Origin of the sequence: Anaerovibrio lipolyticus DSM 3074 (genome assembly GCF_900141865.1) — a bacterium.
Classification (GTDB): domain Bacteria; phylum Bacillota; class Negativicutes; order Selenomonadales; family Selenomonadaceae; genus Anaerovibrio; species Anaerovibrio lipolyticus.
Genome location: NZ_FQYW01000004.1, coordinates 17,267 through 35,335, shown reverse-complemented (window position 1 = coordinate 35,335; position 18,069 = coordinate 17,267). Strand labels below are relative to the sequence as shown.

At 46.5% G+C, this 18,069-nt stretch carries 32 protein-coding genes; all 32 read left to right on the top strand.

All coding sequences use genetic code 11. The annotated features are described in order from the left end of the window. The first annotated feature begins 25 nt into the window (after positions 1-25). The 32 genes from fusA (at position 26) to rplQ (ending at position 17,993) form a co-directional block, all read left to right on the top strand. Positions 26-2,104, top strand: coding sequence for an elongation factor G (gene fusA, locus B6K08_RS01275; protein WP_080325204.1), 2,079 nt, complete (start codon positions 26-28; stop codon positions 2,102-2,104). 20 nt (positions 2,105-2,124) lie between these two features. Beyond that, entirely contained in the window at positions 2,125-3,312 is a 1,188-nt protein-coding gene (tuf, locus tag B6K08_RS01270) for an elongation factor Tu (RefSeq protein ID WP_039205678.1), read from the top strand. A 269-nt stretch (positions 3,313-3,581) separates the two neighbouring features. After that, positions 3,582-3,893, top strand: a complete 312-nt coding sequence (gene rpsJ, locus B6K08_RS01265) for a 30S ribosomal protein S10 (protein WP_027397548.1) — start codon at positions 3,582-3,584, stop codon at positions 3,891-3,893. 15 nt (positions 3,894-3,908) lie between these two features. After that, positions 3,909-4,553 (top strand): 50S ribosomal protein L3, encoded by a 645-nt coding sequence (gene rplC / locus B6K08_RS01260; RefSeq protein WP_027397549.1) that lies wholly within the window; start codon positions 3,909-3,911, stop codon positions 4,551-4,553. Between the two features lie 22 nt (positions 4,554-4,575). Beyond that, positions 4,576-5,199 (top strand): 50S ribosomal protein L4, encoded by a 624-nt coding sequence (rplD, locus tag B6K08_RS01255; RefSeq protein ID WP_027397550.1) that lies wholly within the window; start codon positions 4,576-4,578, stop codon positions 5,197-5,199. Further along, entirely contained in the window at positions 5,199-5,480 is a 282-nt protein-coding gene (rplW, locus tag B6K08_RS01250; protein WP_027397551.1) for a 50S ribosomal protein L23, read from the top strand. The genes rplD and rplW overlap by 1 nt, the downstream gene beginning before the upstream one ends. Positions 5,481-5,505: 25 nt before the next feature. Next, a complete protein-coding gene (rplB, locus tag B6K08_RS01245; protein WP_027397552.1) occupies positions 5,506-6,333 on the top strand; it encodes a 50S ribosomal protein L2 in 828 nt (275 codons plus the stop codon). Positions 6,334-6,361: 28 nt separating this feature from the next. Next, entirely contained in the window at positions 6,362-6,643 is a 282-nt protein-coding gene (gene rpsS / locus B6K08_RS01240) for a 30S ribosomal protein S19 (RefSeq protein WP_027397553.1), read from the top strand. A gap of 23 nt (positions 6,644-6,666) precedes the next feature. Then, the gene (rplV, locus tag B6K08_RS01235) at positions 6,667-6,999 is read left to right on the top strand and encodes a 50S ribosomal protein L22 (RefSeq protein WP_027397554.1); all 333 of its coding nucleotides are present in this window, start codon (positions 6,667-6,669) and stop codon (positions 6,997-6,999) included. An 18-nt stretch (positions 7,000-7,017) separates the two neighbouring features. Further along, on the top strand, positions 7,018-7,686 hold the full coding sequence (gene rpsC, locus B6K08_RS01230) for a 30S ribosomal protein S3 (RefSeq protein WP_039206677.1): 669 nt from the start codon (positions 7,018-7,020) through the stop codon (positions 7,684-7,686). Next, positions 7,686-8,129: a 50S ribosomal protein L16 gene (gene rplP, locus B6K08_RS01225; RefSeq protein ID WP_027397556.1), complete on the top strand. Its 444-nt coding sequence runs from the start codon at positions 7,686-7,688 to the stop codon at positions 8,127-8,129. Before rpsC ends, rplP begins: the two co-directional genes overlap by 1 nt. Continuing rightward, positions 8,119-8,310, top strand: a complete 192-nt coding sequence (gene rpmC / locus B6K08_RS01220; protein WP_039210381.1) for a 50S ribosomal protein L29 — start codon at positions 8,119-8,121, stop codon at positions 8,308-8,310. The genes rplP and rpmC overlap by 11 nt, the downstream gene beginning before the upstream one ends. Before the next feature lie 38 nt (positions 8,311-8,348). Next, positions 8,349-8,606, top strand: a complete 258-nt coding sequence (gene rpsQ / locus B6K08_RS01215; protein WP_027397558.1) for a 30S ribosomal protein S17 — start codon at positions 8,349-8,351, stop codon at positions 8,604-8,606. Positions 8,607-8,645: 39 nt separating this feature from the next. Then, positions 8,646-9,014, top strand: coding sequence for a 50S ribosomal protein L14 (gene rplN, locus B6K08_RS01210; RefSeq protein ID WP_027397559.1), 369 nt, complete (start codon positions 8,646-8,648; stop codon positions 9,012-9,014). Between the two features lie 18 nt (positions 9,015-9,032). Then, on the top strand, positions 9,033-9,365 hold the full coding sequence (gene rplX / locus B6K08_RS01205) for a 50S ribosomal protein L24 (protein ID WP_027407285.1): 333 nt from the start codon (positions 9,033-9,035) through the stop codon (positions 9,363-9,365). Positions 9,366-9,386: 21 nt separating this feature from the next. Next, a complete protein-coding gene (rplE, locus tag B6K08_RS01200) occupies positions 9,387-9,926 on the top strand; it encodes a 50S ribosomal protein L5 (protein WP_027397561.1) in 540 nt (179 codons plus the stop codon). Between the two features lie 17 nt (positions 9,927-9,943). Next, complete coding sequence (locus B6K08_RS01195; RefSeq protein WP_027397562.1) at positions 9,944-10,129, top strand: type Z 30S ribosomal protein S14; 186 nt, start codon at positions 9,944-9,946, stop codon at positions 10,127-10,129. Between the two features lie 36 nt (positions 10,130-10,165). Beyond that, positions 10,166-10,564 carry a 30S ribosomal protein S8 gene (rpsH, locus tag B6K08_RS01190; RefSeq protein ID WP_039210371.1) on the top strand — a complete coding sequence of 133 codons (399 nt, stop codon included), beginning with the start codon at positions 10,166-10,168 and terminating at the stop codon, positions 10,562-10,564. A 26-nt stretch (positions 10,565-10,590) separates the two neighbouring features. Continuing rightward, positions 10,591-11,142 carry a 50S ribosomal protein L6 gene (gene rplF, locus B6K08_RS01185; protein WP_027397564.1) on the top strand — a complete coding sequence of 184 codons (552 nt, stop codon included), beginning with the start codon at positions 10,591-10,593 and terminating at the stop codon, positions 11,140-11,142. Between the two features lie 23 nt (positions 11,143-11,165). Next, the gene (rplR, locus tag B6K08_RS01180; RefSeq protein ID WP_027397565.1) at positions 11,166-11,525 is read left to right on the top strand and encodes a 50S ribosomal protein L18; all 360 of its coding nucleotides are present in this window, start codon (positions 11,166-11,168) and stop codon (positions 11,523-11,525) included. 22 nt (positions 11,526-11,547) lie between these two features. Then, positions 11,548-12,048, top strand: a complete 501-nt coding sequence (gene rpsE, locus B6K08_RS01175) for a 30S ribosomal protein S5 (protein ID WP_039210370.1) — start codon at positions 11,548-11,550, stop codon at positions 12,046-12,048. A 13-nt stretch (positions 12,049-12,061) separates the two neighbouring features. Beyond that, positions 12,062-12,244 (top strand): 50S ribosomal protein L30, encoded by a 183-nt coding sequence (rpmD, locus tag B6K08_RS01170; protein ID WP_027397567.1) that lies wholly within the window; start codon positions 12,062-12,064, stop codon positions 12,242-12,244. Positions 12,245-12,268: 24 nt separating this feature from the next. Then, positions 12,269-12,709: a 50S ribosomal protein L15 gene (gene rplO, locus B6K08_RS01165; RefSeq protein ID WP_039210369.1), complete on the top strand. Its 441-nt coding sequence runs from the start codon at positions 12,269-12,271 to the stop codon at positions 12,707-12,709. Position 12,710: 1 nt separating this feature from the next. After that, positions 12,711-13,967, top strand: a complete 1,257-nt coding sequence (gene secY, locus B6K08_RS01160) for a preprotein translocase subunit SecY (RefSeq protein WP_080325203.1) — start codon at positions 12,711-12,713, stop codon at positions 13,965-13,967. 13 nt (positions 13,968-13,980) lie between these two features. Continuing rightward, a complete protein-coding gene (locus B6K08_RS01155; RefSeq protein ID WP_027397570.1) occupies positions 13,981-14,625 on the top strand; it encodes an adenylate kinase in 645 nt (214 codons plus the stop codon). A gap of 138 nt (positions 14,626-14,763) precedes the next feature. Then, positions 14,764-14,982 carry a translation initiation factor IF-1 gene (gene infA / locus B6K08_RS01150; RefSeq protein WP_009645081.1) on the top strand — a complete coding sequence of 73 codons (219 nt, stop codon included), beginning with the start codon at positions 14,764-14,766 and terminating at the stop codon, positions 14,980-14,982. A 43-nt stretch (positions 14,983-15,025) separates the two neighbouring features. Then, positions 15,026-15,139 (top strand): 50S ribosomal protein L36, encoded by a 114-nt coding sequence (gene rpmJ, locus B6K08_RS01145; RefSeq protein ID WP_058965281.1) that lies wholly within the window; start codon positions 15,026-15,028, stop codon positions 15,137-15,139. A gap of 22 nt (positions 15,140-15,161) precedes the next feature. Then, positions 15,162-15,530, top strand: a complete 369-nt coding sequence (rpsM, locus tag B6K08_RS01140) for a 30S ribosomal protein S13 (protein WP_027397571.1) — start codon at positions 15,162-15,164, stop codon at positions 15,528-15,530. A gap of 13 nt (positions 15,531-15,543) precedes the next feature. Continuing rightward, on the top strand, positions 15,544-15,936 hold the full coding sequence (gene rpsK, locus B6K08_RS01135) for a 30S ribosomal protein S11 (protein WP_027397572.1): 393 nt from the start codon (positions 15,544-15,546) through the stop codon (positions 15,934-15,936). A 17-nt stretch (positions 15,937-15,953) separates the two neighbouring features. Continuing rightward, complete coding sequence (gene rpsD, locus B6K08_RS01130) at positions 15,954-16,547, top strand: 30S ribosomal protein S4 (protein ID WP_027397573.1); 594 nt, start codon at positions 15,954-15,956, stop codon at positions 16,545-16,547. A 65-nt stretch (positions 16,548-16,612) separates the two neighbouring features. After that, positions 16,613-17,611 (top strand): DNA-directed RNA polymerase subunit alpha, encoded by a 999-nt coding sequence (locus tag B6K08_RS01125; RefSeq protein ID WP_080325202.1) that lies wholly within the window; start codon positions 16,613-16,615, stop codon positions 17,609-17,611. 40 nt (positions 17,612-17,651) lie between these two features. Further along, positions 17,652-17,993 (top strand): 50S ribosomal protein L17, encoded by a 342-nt coding sequence (gene rplQ, locus B6K08_RS01120; RefSeq protein ID WP_027397575.1) that lies wholly within the window; start codon positions 17,652-17,654, stop codon positions 17,991-17,993. Positions 17,994-18,069 lie beyond the last annotated feature (76 nt).

Here is an 18,069-nt window from a genome sequence, read left to right as displayed (position 1 = left end):
TTAAGTTTTAAGGAGCGATATACAAGTGGCAAGAGAGTATAGTCTCGAAAAGACTCGTAATATCGGTATCATGGCTCACATCGATGCCGGTAAGACAACCACTACTGAGCGTATCCTCTTCTATACAGGTGTCAACCACAAGATTGGTGAGGTTCATGAAGGCGCTGCCACCATGGACTGGATGGAGCAGGAGCAGGAGCGTGGTATTACCATTACTTCCGCTGCTACCACTTGCCATTGGAAGGAACATCGTATCAATATTATTGATACCCCAGGCCACGTTGACTTCACTGTAGAGGTAGAGCGTTCTCTGAGAGTATTGGACGGTGCCGTTGCAGTTCTGACTGCCCGCGGCGGCGTTGAGCCTCAGACTGAGACCGTATGGCGTCAGGCTGAGAAATACAGCGTACCACGTATGGCTTATGTAAATAAGATGGATATTACTGGTGCGGATTTCTATAACGTAATCAACATGATGAAGGAGCGTCTCCAGGCTAACGCAGTTGCAATCCAGCTGCCAATCGGTGCTGAGGATGACTTCCAGGGCATCATTGATCTTGTTAAGATGGAAGCTATCATTTACGAGGATGACCTTGGTAAGGTAGCTGACGAAGTTGAGATTCCTGCTGATATGAAGGATAAGGCTGAAGAATATCGTGAGATTCTCATGGAAGCTCTTTCCGACTTCGATGATGAGTTTGCAATGAAGTATCTTGAGGGTGAGGAGATTTCCGAAGAGGAGATCAAGACTGTAATCCGCAAGGCTACCATTGCTTGTAAGATGTGCCCAGTTACCTGCGGTACTTCTTACCGCAACAAGGGTGTTCAGCCTATGCTGGATGCTGTTGTTGACTACATGCCTGCTCCTACTGATATCGCCGCTATCAAGGGTGTTAACCCTGAGACTGGCGAGGAGGATTCCCGTCCTTCCAGCGATAAGGAGCCATTTGCTGCATTAGCATTCAAGATCATGGCTGACCCATTCGTTGGTAAGCTGGCATTCTTCAGAGTTTACTCCGGTACCCTTTCCTCCGGCTCTTATGTGTACAATTCCACTAAGGGCAAGAAGGAGCGTATCGGCCGTATCCTCCAGATGCATGCAAATAACCGTAAGGAACTGGAGGTTGTATACAGCGGTGATATCGCTGCTGCAGTAGGCCTTAAGGACACCACCACTGGTGATACCCTCTGTGATGAGAATGCACCAATCATTCTGGAGTCCATGGAATTCCCAGATCCAGTTATTTCCGTAGCAGTTGAGCCTAAGACCAAGAACGACCAGGAGAAGATGGGTATTGCCCTTCAGAAGCTGGCTGAGGAGGATCCAACCTTCCGCGTTCGTACTGATGAAGAAACTGGTCAGGTTATCATCTCCGGTATGGGTGAGCTTCACCTGGAGATCATCGTTGACCGTATGCTTCGCGAGTTCAAGGTTGACTGTGTAGTAGGTAACCCTCAGGTTGCTTATAGAGAGACCATCCGTAAGGAGGTTGACTGCGAAGGCAAGTTCGTTCGTCAGTCCGGTGGTCATGGCCAGTATGGTCACTGCAAACTCCAGCTCATTCCTCAGGAGCCAGGTGCTGGCTTCAGCTTTGAGAACAAGGTTGTTGGTGGTGCTATTCCTAAGGAATTCATCAACCCAATCGAGGCTGGTATTAAGCAGGCTATGGAAGCCGGCGTTCTCGCTGGTTACCCAGTTGTTGATGTTAAGGCTATCGTTTATGATGGATCTTACCATGAGGTTGACTCCTCTGAGGCTGCGTTCAAGGTTGCCGGTTCCATGGCATTCAAGAACGGTGCTCTCAAGGCTGATCCAGTAATTCTCGAGCCTTATGTTAAGGTTGAGGTTATCGTTCCAGAAGAGTACATGGGCGATGTAATCGGTGACCTGAACTCCCGTCGTGGTCGCATCGATGGCATGGAAGCACGTAATGGTGCCCAGGTTATCAACGGTTACGTACCACTCTCCGGCATGTTCGGTTATTCCACTGATTTGCGTTCCAAGACTCAGGGCCGCGGTAACTACTCAATGGAAGTTTCTCACTACGAGGAAGTTCCTAAAAATATCGCAGATGGCATTATTGCCAAGAATAAAGGCGAATAATAAGGAGGAAATAATCCAAAATGGCAAAGGAAACATTTGAAAGAACAAAACCACATGTTAACATTGGTACTATCGGTCACGTTGACCATGGTAAGACCACTCTGACTGCTGCTATCACCAAGGTTCTCTCTGAGAAGGGTATGGCTCAGTTCGAGGATTACGCTAACATTGATAAGGCTCCAGAGGAAAGAGAGCGCGGTATCACCATCAACACTGCACACGTTGAGTACGAGACTGAGTCCCGTCACTATGCACACGTTGACTGCCCAGGCCATGCTGACTATGTAAAGAACATGATCACTGGTGCTGCTCAGATGGATGGTGCTATCCTGGTAGTATCCGCAGCTGATGGTCCTATGCCTCAGACTCGTGAGCACATCCTGCTCGCTCGTCAGGTAGGTGTACCTGCAATGGTAGTATTCCTCAACAAGGTTGACCAGGTTGACGATCCTGAGCTCCTCGAGCTCGTTGAGATGGAAGTTCGTGAGCTGCTCTCCAGCTACGAGTTCCCTGGCGATGAAATTCCAGTAGTTGCTGGTTCCGCTCTGAAGGCTCTCGAGGGCGACGAAGAGCAGAAGGCTAACATCCTCAAGCTGATGGCTGAGGTTGATGCTTACATCCCAACTCCTACCCGTGATACCGATAAGCCTTTCCTGATGCCAGTAGAGGACGTATTCACTATCACTGGTCGTGGTACTGTAGCAACTGGCCGTGTTGAGCGTGGTGAGCTGAACCTCAACGACACTGTTGAGATCGTAGGTATTGCTGACGAGATTCGTTCCACTGTTGTAACCGGTATCGAGATGTTCCGCAAGCTGCTCCCTAGCGCACAGGCTGGTGATAACATCGGTGCTTTGCTCCGTGGTATTGATCGTAAGGAAATTCAGCGTGGTCAGGTACTTGCTAAGCCAGGTTCCATCCACCCACACACCAAGTTCAAGGGTCAGGTTTATGTACTGACCAAGGAAGAGGGCGGCCGTCACACTGCTTTCACTTCCAACTACCGTCCACAGTTCTACTTCAGAACTACTGACGTTACCGGCGTTGTAACCCTCCCTGAGGATGTTCCAATGGTAATGCCTGGCGATAATGTAGAGATGTCCGTAGAGCTCATCACTCCAATCGCTATCGAGGCTGGTCTCCGCTTCGCTATCCGCGAGGGTGGCCACACTGTAGGTGCTGGTCGAGTAACTGAGATCGACGCTTAATCTTGAGTAGCTGGTTTTAGTAACTTAATAGATTCATTTAAAATCCTTATATAGTAAGGGCGGCCCACGGGTCGCCCTTATAATAAGGTTTGTGGTACTCTCCATATTGACATTTTCAGTATGGTATATATAATAAGAAGCGGTGTGCTTCTAAGTACCCCCCAATGCGATGACGTGGTAGATGGCTTGCAACGCTTCGGGCGTTAGTAAGGGAACTACTACGGAGAAATGTTTGGGCCTGGAGCCCGGACGAGAAGGAGGAAAATAAATTGTCTAAGCAGCAGAAAATCAGAATTCGTTTGAAGGCTTATGATCACAAGGCATTGGATCAGAGTGCAGTTAAGATTGTTGAAACTGCAAAGAGAACCGGTGCACAGGTATCTGGCCCTATTCCGCTCCCAACTGAGAAGCAGGTATACACAATTCTGCGTTCTCCACACGTTAATAAGGATTCCCGCGAGCAGTTCGAAATGAGAACTCACAAGCGTCTTATTGATGTTCTGGAGCCAACCCCTAAGACAGTAGATGCGTTAACCCGTCTCGAACTGCCAGCAGGTGTTGATATCGAGCTTAAGTTATAAGAGGAGGTGGAATAATTGGCTAAAGCAATTTTAGGTAGAAAGCTGGGCATGACTCAGATCTTCACTGAAGAGGGTCAGGTTGTTCCAGTTACAGTTGTTGAGTCTGGCAACAATGTAGTTGTACAGAACAAGACTGTTGAAAATGATGGTTATAATGCAGTACAGCTTGGCTTCGGCGTAGTCAAGGAACACAAGGTAAACAAGCCTATGAAGGGTCATTTCGCAAAGGCTGGTGTTACTCCTGTTAAGTACATCCGCGAGATGCGTTTGACTGATGCTTCTGAATATAACACTGGTGATGTAATCGGTGTTGACATATTTTCCGCCGGAGAATTAGTTGACGTTACTGGTACTTCTAAGGGTAAGGGTTTTGCCGGTGGTATCAAGCGTCATAATTTTGCTCGTGGACCAATGGGACATGGTTCCAAGTCTCATCGTGAGCCTGGTTCTACAGGTGCGATGATCAGTGGTCACGGTGGTCGTGTTCTTAAAGGTAAGAAGCTGCCAGGTCAGATGGGCGGCAACAAGGTTACCGTACAGCGTCTCTCCATTGTTAGAGTTGATGCAGATCGTAACCTGCTCCTTATCAAGGGCGCAATTCCTGGTCCTAAGAAGGGCCTCGTAATTGTAAAGGCAACCGTTAAACCGGGTAAAAACTAATTCGGAAGGAGGATAAGTAATAATGCCTACAGTAGCAATTTACGACATCGCTAACAAGAAGGTTGGCGATCTCGAATTAAATGAAAATATTTTTGGCGTAGAGATGAACGCAGGTCTGGTACATCAGGCTGTAGTTATGCAGCTTGCTTCCCAGCGTCTTGGTAATCATGCTACCAAGACCCGCAGCATGGTTCGCGGCGGTGGCCGTAAGCCTTGGAAGCAGAAGGGTACTGGCCGTGCTCGCAGTGGTTCCACCCGTTCCCCAATTTGGGTAGGTGGCGGTACCGTATTCGGTCCATCCCCACGTTCCTACGCATTCAGCATGCCTCGTAAGCAGCGTCGCCTTGCTATCATGTGCGCTCTGTCTGACAAGGTTGCTAATGGTGAAATCGTAGTTCTCGACAGCATTAACTTCGACGCTCCTAAGACCAAGGAAGTTGTAAAGATGCTGGAGAGCTTCAGTGTAGATAACAAGGCTCTCATCGTTACTGCAGACTATGCAGAGAACGTTGACAAGTCTTCCCGTAATATCCCAGGTGTTAAGACCATTAACACTATCGGCCTGAATGTATTTGACATCCTGAACGCTGACAAGCTGTTCATCACTAAGGATGCCATCGCTCGTATTGAGGAGGTATACGCATAATGGAAGCACGTGATATTATCATTCGCCCTCTCATTACTGAAAAGAGCACTACTCTCATGGCTGAGGGCAAATATGTATTTGAGGTAGCCAAGGCTGCCAACAAGATTGAAATTGCCAAGGCAGTTTCTACTATCTTCAATGTAAAGGTTGCTGGTGTAAACACCGTCAATGTTGAAGGTAAGAAAAAGCGTATGGGTCGCTTCGTTGGTAAGCGTTCCGATTATAAGAAAGCTATTGTTAAACTTGCAGCTGGCGAAACCATCGAGTTCTTCGAAGCGTAAGATTAGGGAAAAGGAGGTTAATTAAGTGGCAGTAAAGAGTTTTAAACCATATTCTGCAGGCAGAAGATTCATGACTGTAGCATCTTTCGATGAAATCACTACTGATAAGCCTGAGAAGTCCCTCGTTGAGCGTCTGAAGAAGCACGGTGGTCGTAATCAGCAGGGTAGATTGACCGTTCGTCATCAGGGCGGCGGCCATAAGCGTTTATATCGTATTATCGACTTCAAGCGTACTAAGGATGGTATCCCAGCACGCGTTGCAACTATCGAGTACGATCCAAACCGCAGTGCCCGTATTGCACTTTTAAATTATGTAGACGGTGAGAAGCGTTATATTATCGCTCCTAACGGTCTTAAGGTAGGAGACATGGTTGAGTCCGGTCCTAATGCCGACATCAAGCCAGGTAACTGTCTCCCATTAAAGAACATTCCAGTAGGTACCGAGGTTCACAATATTGAACTTAAGATTGGTAAGGGTGCTCAGCTGGTTCGTTCCGCTGGTGCTTCTGCACAGCTCATGGCAATTGAGGGTGACTATGCAACCCTTCGTATGCCATCCGGTGAAATGCGTAAGGTACATGTTAACTGCCGTGCAACTATCGGTGTAGTTGGCAATGCCGAGCACATGAACATCACTATTGGTAAGGCTGGCCGTAACCGCTGGTTGGGTATCCGCCCTGAAAACCGCGGTGTAGCTATGAACCCTAATGACCATCCACATGGCGGTGGTGAGGGCCGTTCCCCAGTTGGCCGCAAGCATCCTGTTACTAAATGGGGTAAATGCGCTATGGGTGCTAAGACCCGCCGTAAGAAGGCTTCTGATAAGTTAATCGTTAAAGGCCGTACCAAATAAGAGATAATCACCGGAAGGAGGATATAAATTGTCAAGATCAGTAAAAAAGGGACCTTATGTTCATGAAAGCTTAACTAAGAAGATTGATGCCCTGAATGCAGCTAACGACAAGAAGGTCGTAAAGACCTGGTCCAGAAGTTCAACTATTCTGCCAACTTTCGTTGGTCACACTATCGCTGTACACGATGGCCGCAAGCACGTTCCAGTTTATGTAACTGAGGACATGGTTGGCCACAAGCTTGGTGAGTTCGCACCAACTCGTACATTCAAGGGTCATGCCGGTGAAGAGAGAAAGACCGGTCTTAGATAAGATATTGAAAGGAGGATTCCTCTGTGGAAGCAAAAGCAGTTGCTAAATATGTTCGCATTGCACCTCGCAAGGTACGCGTAGTTATGGATCTTATCCGTGGCAAGAGCGTTGCTGAGGCATTTGCGATTTTAAAGTTCACACCAAAAGTTGGTGCTGAAGCTATAGAAAAGGTTCTCAAGTCTGCAGTAGCAAACGCTGAGAACAACTTTGATATGAATGTTGATAACCTCTATGTTTCTTCTTGTTTCGTTGATCAGGGACCAACTATGAAGCGTATTCATCCACGTTCCCGTGGCCAGGCCTTCAAGATTTTGAAGCGTTCTTCCCACATCACCGTAGCAGTAGACGAAAAGTAATAAAAGGAGGTTATAAACTTGGGTCAGAAAGTAAATCCACATGGTATAAGACTTGGCATCGTAAAGACTTGGGATGCTAAGTGGTATGCTGGCAAAGATTATGCAGCTAATCTGCATGAAGATATTAAAATTCGCCGTCACCTGAAGAACCTTCTTCAGAGCTCCGGCGTTTCCAAGATTGAGACTGAGCGTTCTAAGAACCGTCTGAAGCTGACTATCCACACTGCAAAGCCTGGTATGGTAATCGGCCGCGGTGGTTCCGGCATTGAGCAGATCAAGGCTGGTCTCAAGAAGTTCACTAACAGCAATGTAGACATCAGCATTGAGGAGATTAAGAATCCAGATATGGATGCAACTCTGGTAGCTGAGAACATTGCAGGCTCCCTGGAGCGTCGTATTGCTTTCCGTCGTGCTATGAAGCAGGCTGTAGGCCGTACTATGCGTCTTGGTGCAAAGGGTATTAAGATTATGTGCTCCGGTCGTCTCGGCGGCGCTGAAATCGCACGTAGCGAATCCTATCGTGAGGGTTCCATTCCTCTTCATACTCTGAGAGCTGACATCGACTATGGTACTGCAGAGGCAGCTACCACTTATGGCCGTATCGGTATCAAGGTTTGGATCTTCAAGGGTGAGGTTCTTCCTGAGAAAAAGCAGCCTGTTGCTGCTGTTGAAGGGAGCGAAGCTTAATGTTATTACCAAAGAGAGTAAAATATCGTAAACAGTTCCGTGGTCGCATGAAGGGTAAGGCTCAGCGTGGTAACAAGGTTTCTCATGGTGAGTATGGTCTTGTAGCTCTCGAGCCAGCATGGATCACTAACAGACAGATTGAGGCAGCCCGTATTGCTATGACTCGTTACATTAAGCGTGGCGGTAAGGTTTGGATCAAGATTTTCCCTGACAAGCCTGTAACTGCAAAGCCTGCTGAGACTCGTATGGGTTCCGGTAAGGGTTCACCAGAGTACTGGGTAGCAGTAGTTAAGCCAGGCCGCGTAATGTTCGAAATGGACGGCGTTTCTCGTGAGGTAGCTGCTGAGGCTATGCGTCTTGCAGGCCACAAGCTTCCTATCAAGACAAAGTTCGTAGTTCGTGAAGATTTAGAAGCAGAGGGCGGTGAAGTAAATGAAGGTTAATGAAATTCGTGATTTGAGCGCTGAGGAACTTAACCAGAAACTTGCTTCTCTCAAAGAGGAGTTATTTAACCTCCGTTTCCAGCTCGCTACTGGCCAGTTGGAGAACCCAATGCGTATCAAGGAAGTAAAGAAGACTATTGCCCGTATTAAGACTGTACAGACTGAAAAGGCTAATGCTTAATTGAACGAATTGATATGCATATGAAAGGAGGCTCCCTAATGAGCGAAAGAAATGAACGCAAGACTAAAATTGGTAAAGTTGTAAGCGACAAGATGGACAAGACTATTGTAGTAGCAGTTCTTGACATCGAGCAGCATGCATTATATAAGAAGGCCGTTAAGAAGACTGTTAAGTTCAAGGCCCATGATGAAAATAACGAGGCTCACATTGGTGACACTGTTTCCATTATGGAAACTCGTCCACTTTCCAAGGATAAGCGTTGGAGACTTGTAGAGATCGTTGAGAAAGCTAAATAATTTCCTGATGATGGAAATTCTGGTTGAGGAGGTTAACTGATGATTCAGCAACAGACTTTACTCAATGTTGGCGACAACACCGGTGCTAAGGAAATTATGTGCATCCGTGTTCTTGGCGGTTCTTATCGCAAGTATGCTAACATTGGTGATATTATTGTGGCTGCAGTAAAATCTGCATCCCCTGGCGGTATGGTAAAGAAGGGCGACGTTGTTAAGGCCGTTGTAGTACGTTCCAAGAAGGGCCAGCGTCGTAACGATGGTTCTTACATTCGTTTCGACGAAAACGCTGCCGTAATTATCAAGGAGGATAAGACTCCTAGAGGAACCCGTATTTTTGGACCAGTTGCAAGAGAGCTTCGTGATAAAGATTTCATGAAGATCGTCTCCCTGGCTCCAGAAGTTCTTTGATAGTCAGGAGGTGCTATTTTGTCCATTACAAAACTGCATGTAAAGAAGGGCGATACCGTACTGGTATTGTCTGGCAAAGATAAAGGCAAGCAGGGCAAGGTTATTCAGGCTCTGCCTAAGAAGAATAAGGTTGTAGTTGAGGGCGTAAACAAGGTTAAGCGTCACACTAAGCCAAATCAGAGTGCCCCACAGGGTGGCATCCTTGTTAAAGAGGCTCCTATGTTTGCGGCAAAGGTTATGCTCGTATGCCCAGCTTGTGGCAAGGCTACCCGTATTGCTCACAAGGATGTAAATGGTAAGTCTGTACGCGCCTGCAAGAAGTGCGGCGAAGTTATAGACCAGACCAAATAATAAGGAAAGGAGGACCATCTAGTGGATAGATTACAGGAAAAGTACATTAAAGAGGTAGTTCCTGCTCTGACCGAAAAGTTCGGCTACAAGAATGTTATGGAGCTCCCAAAAATCTCTAAGATTATCATTAACATGGGTGTTGGCGAGGCTGTAGGTAATCCTAAGGCTCTTGACTCCGCTGTAAATGATTTGACTATTATCGCAGGCCAGAAGCCTATTCTCACCAGAGCAAAGAAATCTCTGGCAGCTTGGAAGCTCCGTCAGGGCATGCCAATCGGTGCAAAGGTTACTCTTCGCGGCGTTCGCATGTATCAGTTCCTCGACAAGTTCATGAATGTTGCACTTCCACGCGTTCGTGACTTCCGTGGTATCGGTTCCAATTCTTTCGACGGTCGCGGTAACTACGCAATCGGCCTGAAGGAGCAGCTCATTTTCCCTGAAATTGAGTATGACAAGATTGACAAGCTCCGCGGTATGAATATCGTAGTTGTAACAACTGCCAAGACTGATGAGGAAGCTCGCGAGCTCTTAAAGCTCATGGGTATGCCTTTTAAAGCGTAAAGAAGGAGGTACTGACTGTGGCCAAGAAGGCAATGATTGAAAAGTGGAGCAAGGAACCAAAGTTCCCTGTTCGCAAGTACAACAGATGTAAGATTTGCGGTCGTCCGCACGGTTATATCAGAAAGTTCGATATGTGCCGTATTTGTTTCAGAGAGCAGAGCTACAAGGGTGCCATTCCTGGCGTAACCAAGGCTAGCTGGTAACTTAAAGGCGAAAATGAAAGGAGGATATCGGTTTAAATGGTAATGACTGATCCTATTGCAGATATGTTGACTCGTTTGCGTAATGCAAACTCCGTTTATCATGAAAAGGTTGAGATTCCTGGTTCCAACATTAAGAAGGCCATCGCTGGCGTTCTTAAGGAAGAGGGCTTCATCAATGACTTCACTTTCACTGAGGATGGTAAGCAGGGTATTATCATTGTATCCCTGAAGTACGGTCCTAACCGTGAGAAGGTAATTACTGGTATTAAGCGTATTTCCAAGCCAGGCCTGCGCCAGTATGCAAAGGCTGCTGAGCTCCCTAGAGTTCTCGGCGGTTTGGGTATCGCCATCATTTCCACTTCCAAGGGAATCATGAGCGATAAGAATGCTCGCAAGGCTGGTCTCGGCGGCGAGGTTGTAGCTTACGTTTGGTAATTATTTAGAAGTCAGGAGGTGTACAGATGTCTAGAATTGGTAGAGCACCTATTACTATCCCAGCTGGCGTAAACGTTAAGGTTGAGGATGGAAATAAGGTTACCGTAAAGGGCCCAAAGGGTGAGTTAGTTCGCTCTTTCAGCCAGGATATGAAGATTAAATTAGAGGACGGTGTACTCACTGTAGAGCGTCCTTCAGATAATAAAGATCACAGATCTCTCCATGGTCTTACCCGTACCCTGATCAACAACATGGTTGTTGGTGTAACTGAGGGTTACGCAAAGACTCTTGAGATCAATGGTGTTGGTTACAGAGCACAGCTCCAGGGCAAGAACCTGAACCTGTCTCTTGGTTTCTCTCACCCAGTTATTGTTGAGCCACCTACTGGTATCGTTTTCGAGGTACCAAATCCTACCAAGATCGTTGTAAACGGTATTGATAAGGAAGTTGTTGGCGCTATCGCTGCCAAGGTTCGCGACTACAGAAGACCAGAGCCATATAAGGGCAAGGGTATTAAGTACGAAGGCGAGCACATCCGCCGTAAGGTAGGTAAGGCTGGCGCCAAGGGTAAGAAATAATAACCAGAAAGGAGTAACCGACAGTGTTTGTTAAGGAAGATAAAAATAAAGCTCGTCAGAAGCGTCACCTGCGTGTACGCAATCATATTTCCGGCACTGCTGAGAGACCACGTCTTAACGTATTCCGCAGCTTGAGCAATATTTATGCTCAGGTTATCGACGATGTTAACGGTGTTACTCTCGTATCTGCCAGCACAAAGGATAAGGATTTCAAGAACTACGGTGGTAATATTGAGGCTGCCAAGGCAGTAGGCGAGGCAGTGGCTAAGCGTGCTTTGGAAAAGGGTATTACCGAGGTAGTTTTCGACCGTGGTGGTTATGTATATCATGGCCGTGTTGCAGCACTTGCTGAAGCCGCTCGTGAAGCCGGCTTGAAATTCTAATATTTGTAAAGGAGGTACATAGATGGCTAGAATGGACAACGAGACTCCTGAGTTCCAGGAAAAAGTTGTATATATTAATAGAGTTGCCAAGGTTGTAAAGGGCGGCCGTCGCTTCTCCTTCAGCGCACTTGTTGTTGTTGGTAATGAGAAGGGTCAGGTTGGTGCAGGCTTAGGTAAGGCTGCAGAGGTTCCAGAGGCAATTCGCAAGGGCGTTGAAGACGCTAAAAAGAACCTTATTGATGTTTCTCTGAAGGGTACTACTATCCCACATGAGATGCTTGGTATTTTCGGTGCAGGCCGTGTACTGATGAAGCCAGCTGCAAAAGGTACTGGTGTTATCGCTGGTGGCCCAGCTCGTGCAGTTCTCGAGCTTGCTGGTATTAAGGATATTTTGACCAAGTCCCTTGGTTCTTCCAATCCTAATAACATGGTTCGTGCAACCTTGAAGGGTCTTGAGCAGCTGAAGCAGGCTGAGAAGGTAGCTGAGCTTCGCGGTAAGACCGTACAGGAACTTTTAGGTTAAGGAGGGTTTTGAAATGGCAAATTTAAAAATTACTCTTACCAGAAGTCTGATCGGTAGACCAGCTACTCAGCGTGCTACTATTAAAGCATTAGGACTTAAGAAGTTAAATTCCTCAGTTGAGCTTCCAGACAGCGAGTCTCTCCGTGGCCAGATCCACAAGGTAGAGCATCTCGTAACTGTTGAAGAGCAGGCTTGAGATTCAAGGAGGTGCACTTAAAAGATGAAGTTAAATGAATTATCTCCAGCTCCTGGTTCCCGCAAGAACGCTTTCCGCGTTGGTCGTGGTCTGGGCAGCGGCAATGGTAAGACTTCCGGCAGAGGCCAGAAGGGTCAGAAGTCCCGTTCCGGCGGCGGCGTTCGTACTGGCTTTGAGGGTGGTCAGATGCCTTTATATCGTAGATTACCAAAGCGTGGTTTCAAGAATATCTTTGCTAATGTTTATGCAGAGGTTAATGTTGAGACTCTGAACCGTTTTGAGGATGGTGCTACTGTTGATGCTGTTGCATTGATTGAGGCTGGTGTCCTTAAGAACGTACGCGACGGTGTTCGCATTCTCGGCAATGGTGAGCTCACCAAGAAGCTGACTGTTGTAGCCAACGGCTTCACCAAGTCCGCAGAAGAAAAGATTACTGCAGCAGGTGGAAAAGTTGAGGTGATCTGATTTGTTATCAGCTCTCTCTAATATCGTCAAGATTCCGGAGCTTCGAGCAAAGATCACTTTTACGCTGATAATGTTCGCCATCTTCAGAATGGGTACTCATATTCCTGTTCCAGGTGTTGATCCTTCAGCTATTGAATCACTGTTCAACAATGGCAGTCTTTTCGGTTTACTGGATATGTTTTCTGGTGGTGCTCTTAGTAAGTTTTCAGTATTTGCTATGAGTATTACGCCTTATATTAATGCTTCCATTATCATCCAGCTCTTAAATGTGGTTGTACCTACATTGGAGCAGTGGTCAAAGGAAGGTCAGGAAGGCTATAAGAAAACCACTAAGGTTACAAGATATTTCACAGTATTACTCGCCTTCTTACAGGCCATGGGTATGTCCATTGGTTTGAAGCAGGCTATCCTAAATCCTGGCCCAGTGTCAATCCTCATTATTGCGATTACACTGACAGCAGGAACAGTTTTCCTCATGTGGCTTGGTGAGCAGATAACTGCTAACGGCGTAGGTAATGGTATCTCACTGATCATTTTCGCCGGTATCGTTGCTGCGTTGCCAAACAACATTGGAAAGATTTATAATTACCTACAGACAGGAACCATTAGTTATATTAATGTTTTCTTCTTTGCAGTGATTGCTGTAGCGATGATTGTGTTTGTTGTTGCAATTCACACAGCTTATCGCCGGGTTCCAGTATCATATGCAAAGAGGGTTGTTGGTCATAAATCTTATGGCGGACAGTCCAGTCACATCCCGCTTAAGGTTAACACCGCGGGAGTTATTCCAATAATCTTTGCGTCATCCGTGCTGATGTTTCCAGTAACTATTGCCCAGTTTATTGATATCCCCTGGGTAAAAACTATTGCCGGGTATTTTGCGTGGGGTACACCGCTACAAACAACAGTTTATGCACTGTTGATTATCTTCTTCACGTATTTTTACACCGCGGTTACTGTAAAGATATCGGATATGGCAGAGAATCTGAAAAAATACGGTGGTTTTATCCCGGGCATTCGTCCGGGAGAGCCAACGGCAGAATATTTAGATTATGTCATGACTCGAATTACGCTTGCTGGCGCGTTATTCCTTGCACTGGTAGCCGTTCTTCCAACATTTATTGCATCCGCAACTCATCTTGAGGGTGTAAACTTTGGTGGAACTGCACTGCTGATTGTTGTAGGCGTTGGCCTTGATACCATGAAGCAGATTGAGTCCATGGTTGTTATGCGTCATTACCAAGGTTTTATGGATTAGGAGGATTAATTAAATGCATTTACTTTTAATGGGCCCTCCGGGTGCTGGGAAAGGCACTCAGGCTGCTAACCTGGTGAAAGAGTTTGGTATTCCACATATTTCCACTGGCGACATGTTCCGTGCTGCTATCAAGGAAGGTACTGAACTCGGAAAGCAGGCGAAGGCATGTATTGATGCCGGAAACCTCGTTCCAGATGAAATTACCATCGGCATTGTTCGTGAGCGTCTTGCCCAGGATGATTGCAAGAAAGGCTTTATTCTGGATGGTTTCCCTCGTACTGTTGATCAGGCTGATGCCCTTACCAAGATTTTGGCTGATTTGGGACTTAGCCTTAAGAGCGTTGTTAATATTACTGTTCCTTCCTCTGATCTCGTTGAGAGAGCAGTAGGACGCAGAATCTGCAAGAGCTGTGGTGCCACATTCCACATTAAGTTCAGCCCTTCAAAGGTTGAAGGCAAGTGTGATGAGTGCGGTGGCGAGCTTTATCAGAGAGCAGATGACACCGAGGAAACTATGAAGAATCGGTTGTCCGTATATGAAGCTCAGACTAAGCCATTGATTGACTATTACCAGAAAGCTGGTTTATACTTAGAGATTGATGGACGTCAGGCTATCGACAAAGTTTTCAAGGATATGGTTGATGCCCTGAAGGCTTAAGAGTTATGGCAGGCAGTTTTGCCTGGTACTACCGAATTATTATAGAAGAATCGTGCAGCGAAAGCTGTGATGCCGGAAGATGGGGCCGCTCCTGCGGCCACCTTTCCTAGGTTATGACACTAAGGAGCAATACCACTTATGTCTAAACAAGATGTAATTGAAGTTGAAGGTAAAGTCCTGGAAGCACTGCCAAATGCAATGTTCCAGGTGGAGTTGGAGAACGGTCATGTTGTCTTGGCGCATGTTTCCGGTAAGATTCGAATGAATTTTATACGCATTCTGCCAGGGGATAAGGTCACTATTGAGCTGACACCTTATGATTTAACTCGTGGCCGTATCACCTATCGTTTTAAATAATCTTTGAGTAATCAAGGATAGTACATGAAAGGGGCATAACGCAATGAAAGTTAAACCATCGGTTAAACCAATTTGTGAAAAATGCAAGGTTATTAAGCGTAAGGGTCGTGTAATGGTTATTTGCGAGAACCCAAAACATAAACAGAGACAAGGATAATTAAGAAGGAGGTGCTTGATGTATGGCACGTATTGCCGGTGTAGATTTGCCACGTGATAAGAGAATTGAGATCGCATTAACATATATCTATGGTATTGGTCTTACCACTTCTCAGAGAATTTTAAAGGAGACTGGTGTTAACCCAGATACTCGTACCCGTGATCTGAGCGAAGATGAGGTTATTAAGCTTCGTGATATCATCGATAAGCAGGTTGTAGTAGAGGGTGACCTTCGTCGTGAGCAGTCCCTTAACATAAAGCGACTCGTTGAGATCGGCTGCTATCGTGGTCGTCGTCATCGTATGGGTCTTCCTGTACGCGGACAGAACACAAAGAATAATGCACGTACCCGTAAAGGCCCTAAAAAGGCTGTTGCTGGTAAGAAGAAATAAGGAGGGCTAGAGAGTGGCAGTTAAGAAATCTGTACGTCCTAAGAAGAAGGACCGTAAAAATATCGAATTTGGTGTTGCTCATATCAGCTCCACCTTTAATAATACTATCGTTACCTTGACCGACAAGAACGGTAATGCACTTTCCTGGGCAAGCGCAGGCGGACTTGGTTTCCGTGGCTCCAGAAAGAGCACTCCATTCGCAGCTCAGATGGCAGCAGAGGTTGCTGCAAAGGCTGCTATGGAGCATGGCTTGAAGCAGGTTGATGTTTACGTTAAGGGTCCTGGTGCTGGCCGTGAGGCTGCAATCCGTTCCCTGCAGGCAACTGGTCTTGAGGTTAGCATGATTAAGGATGTTACCCCAATTCCACACAATGGTTGCCGTCCACCAAAGCGTAGAAGAGTATAATGGGAGGTGCAAACTAAATGGCAATTGATAGAGTACCAGCACTGAAGAGATGCCGTTCCCTCGGTATCGAGCCAGGTGTTATTGGTCTGAATAAGAGTTCCAACCGTCAGCCACGTCGTACCCGCGGTAAAGTTTCCGAGTATGGTGTTCAGCTGAAGGAAAAGCAGAAGGCAAAGTTCATTTACGGTGTACTGGAGAAGCAGTTCCGTTCTTACTATAACAAGGCTAAGAAGATGCAGGGTATCACTGGTGATAACCTCATCAGCCTTCTCGAAAGAAGAATCGACAACGTAGTATTCCGTCTTGGTCTTGCTTCCACCCGTAAGCAGGCTCGTCAGCTCGTTCGTCATGGTCATATCACTCTGAACGGCAAGCGTCTGGACATTCCATCCGCTCTCGTTGATGTAAATGATGTTGTAGCAGTTTCCGAAAAGGCTCGCTCCAATGCATTCTTCAAGGAGCTGGCTGAGTCCAACAGCGCTCTCAGCGTTCCAGCATGGATCACTGTAGGTTCCGATAACTTCACCGGCACCATCAACAGATTCCCTGCTGCAGATGACTTCGACATTCCTGTTGACAGCCAGGCAATCGTCGAGTTGTACTCCAAATAATATCTGTGTATTAATTGTCGTATTTGTACATATATGCATTGATTTATTGAGGAGGGCAATTCCAGATGATCGAAATCGACAAGCAGAAGATTGAGATTCAGATAGAGGAAATCAGTGAGGACGGCCGCTATGGTAAGTTTATCTGCGAGCCTTTGGAGCGCGGTTATGGCATTACCCTTGGTAACAGCCTTCGCCGCATTCTCTTGTCCTCTTTGCAAGGTGCAGCAATTACCGCCATCAAGATTGATGGTGTGTTGCATGAGTTCTCCACAGTTCCAGGTGTTCGCGATGATGTTTCCAACATCATCCTTCACCTTAAGGAGCTCTGCCTTAAGATGCACAGCGATGAACCTAAGACAATCCGCATCGAGGTTCAGGGTGAGAAGGAAGTAACAGCAGCTGATATTATTCACGATGCTGATATTGAGATCCTTAACCCAGAACTGCATATCGCAACTGTTAACGAGACAGGTTCACTTAATATAGAGATGACCGTAGAGCATGGCCTTGGCTATGTTCCAAGTGATAAGAATAAGAAACCTGATCAGGCTATTGGTGAGATTCCTATTGATTCTATATTCTCTCCTGTACGCCGTGTTAACTACAGAGTTGAAGATACCCGTGTGGGTGACACTGTCGACTATGACAAGCTGACCATGGAGGTTTGGACCAATGGTTCTATTACTCCTGAGGAGGCTGTCAGCAAGGCAGCAGGTATCCTGATTGCAAGACTGAAGCTCTTCAGCAATCTGATAATTGATACCAAACCAGCTGCTGCTGCAGAGGTCCCAGAGACTGCTGCTGTAAGCACTGCTGATATGACTGATGCTCCAATTCTTGATAAGAAGGTTGAGGAGCTTGAACTGACAGTTCGTTCTTATCATTGCCTGATGAGAGCTGAAATCAAGACAGTTCGTGACCTCATCAACAAGACTGAGGCTGAAATCATGAAGGTTCGTAATCTTGGTAACAAGTCCTTGGTGGAAATCAAGAACAAGCTCCAGGAACTGGGCCTGTCACTTAAGGAAAATGATGGTTCTGCCGATGATTTGGCAGATAACTGATTGACATTTCGAGATTAAGATATAGGAAAGAGGGAAATAAATGGCTTACAGAAAATTAGGTCGTAACTCCAGTGCTCGTAAGGCACTGTTCAAGAGCATTCTGACTTCCTTCTTCAAGCATGAGCGTATTGAGACTACCGAGGCTAAGGCTAAGGAGATCAGCGGCCTTGCAGAACAGCTTATCACTCTCGCTAAGCGCGGTGATTTGGCTGCTCGTCGTCAGGCTATTGCTCAGCTTGCTGATGAAGATGTTGTTAGAAAGTTGTTCGGTGAAATCGCTGAGCAGTGCAAGGATCGTCAGGGTGGTTATACCCGTATCCTGAAGCTGGGCCCACGTCGTGGTGACGCAGCTCCAATGGTTATCCTTGAGTTGGTAAAGTAATTTACAGCTAACGATATATGAGAGGCATTCCTTACGGAGTGCCTCTTTTTGTTGTTAACCTTTATTCTTAATTGCG

Excerpts from the sequence above, each read along its gene's own strand:
- tuf (WP_039205678.1), top strand. The coding sequence starts at position 2,125 with ATGGCAAAGGAAACATTTGAAAGAACAAAACCACATGTTAACATTGGT.
- rplD (WP_027397550.1), top strand. The coding sequence starts at position 4,576 with ATGCCTACAGTAGCAATTTACGACATCGCTAACAAGAAGGTTGGCGAT.
- rplW (WP_027397551.1), top strand. The coding sequence starts at position 5,199 with ATGGAAGCACGTGATATTATCATTCGCCCTCTCATTACTGAAAAGAGC.
- rplP (WP_027397556.1), top strand. The coding sequence starts at position 7,686 with ATGTTATTACCAAAGAGAGTAAAATATCGTAAACAGTTCCGTGGTCGC.
- rpmC (WP_039210381.1), top strand. The coding sequence starts at position 8,119 with ATGAAGGTTAATGAAATTCGTGATTTGAGCGCTGAGGAACTTAACCAG.
- rpsQ (WP_027397558.1), top strand. The coding sequence starts at position 8,349 with ATGAGCGAAAGAAATGAACGCAAGACTAAAATTGGTAAAGTTGTAAGC.
- rplN (WP_027397559.1), top strand. The coding sequence starts at position 8,646 with ATGATTCAGCAACAGACTTTACTCAATGTTGGCGACAACACCGGTGCT.
- rpsH (WP_039210371.1), top strand. The coding sequence starts at position 10,166 with ATGGTAATGACTGATCCTATTGCAGATATGTTGACTCGTTTGCGTAAT.
- rplF (WP_027397564.1), top strand. The coding sequence starts at position 10,591 with ATGTCTAGAATTGGTAGAGCACCTATTACTATCCCAGCTGGCGTAAAC.
- rpsE (WP_039210370.1), top strand. The coding sequence starts at position 11,548 with ATGGCTAGAATGGACAACGAGACTCCTGAGTTCCAGGAAAAAGTTGTA.
- rpmD (WP_027397567.1), top strand. The coding sequence starts at position 12,062 with ATGGCAAATTTAAAAATTACTCTTACCAGAAGTCTGATCGGTAGACCA.
- rplO (WP_039210369.1), top strand. The coding sequence starts at position 12,269 with ATGAAGTTAAATGAATTATCTCCAGCTCCTGGTTCCCGCAAGAACGCT.
- B6K08_RS01155 (WP_027397570.1), top strand. The coding sequence starts at position 13,981 with ATGCATTTACTTTTAATGGGCCCTCCGGGTGCTGGGAAAGGCACTCAG.
- infA (WP_009645081.1), top strand. The coding sequence starts at position 14,764 with ATGTCTAAACAAGATGTAATTGAAGTTGAAGGTAAAGTCCTGGAAGCA.
- rpmJ (WP_058965281.1), top strand. The coding sequence starts at position 15,026 with ATGAAAGTTAAACCATCGGTTAAACCAATTTGTGAAAAATGCAAGGTT.
- rpsM (WP_027397571.1), top strand. The coding sequence starts at position 15,162 with ATGGCACGTATTGCCGGTGTAGATTTGCCACGTGATAAGAGAATTGAG.
- rpsD (WP_027397573.1), top strand. The coding sequence starts at position 15,954 with ATGGCAATTGATAGAGTACCAGCACTGAAGAGATGCCGTTCCCTCGGT.
- B6K08_RS01125 (WP_080325202.1), top strand. The coding sequence starts at position 16,613 with ATGATCGAAATCGACAAGCAGAAGATTGAGATTCAGATAGAGGAAATC.
- rplQ (WP_027397575.1), top strand. The coding sequence starts at position 17,652 with ATGGCTTACAGAAAATTAGGTCGTAACTCCAGTGCTCGTAAGGCACTG.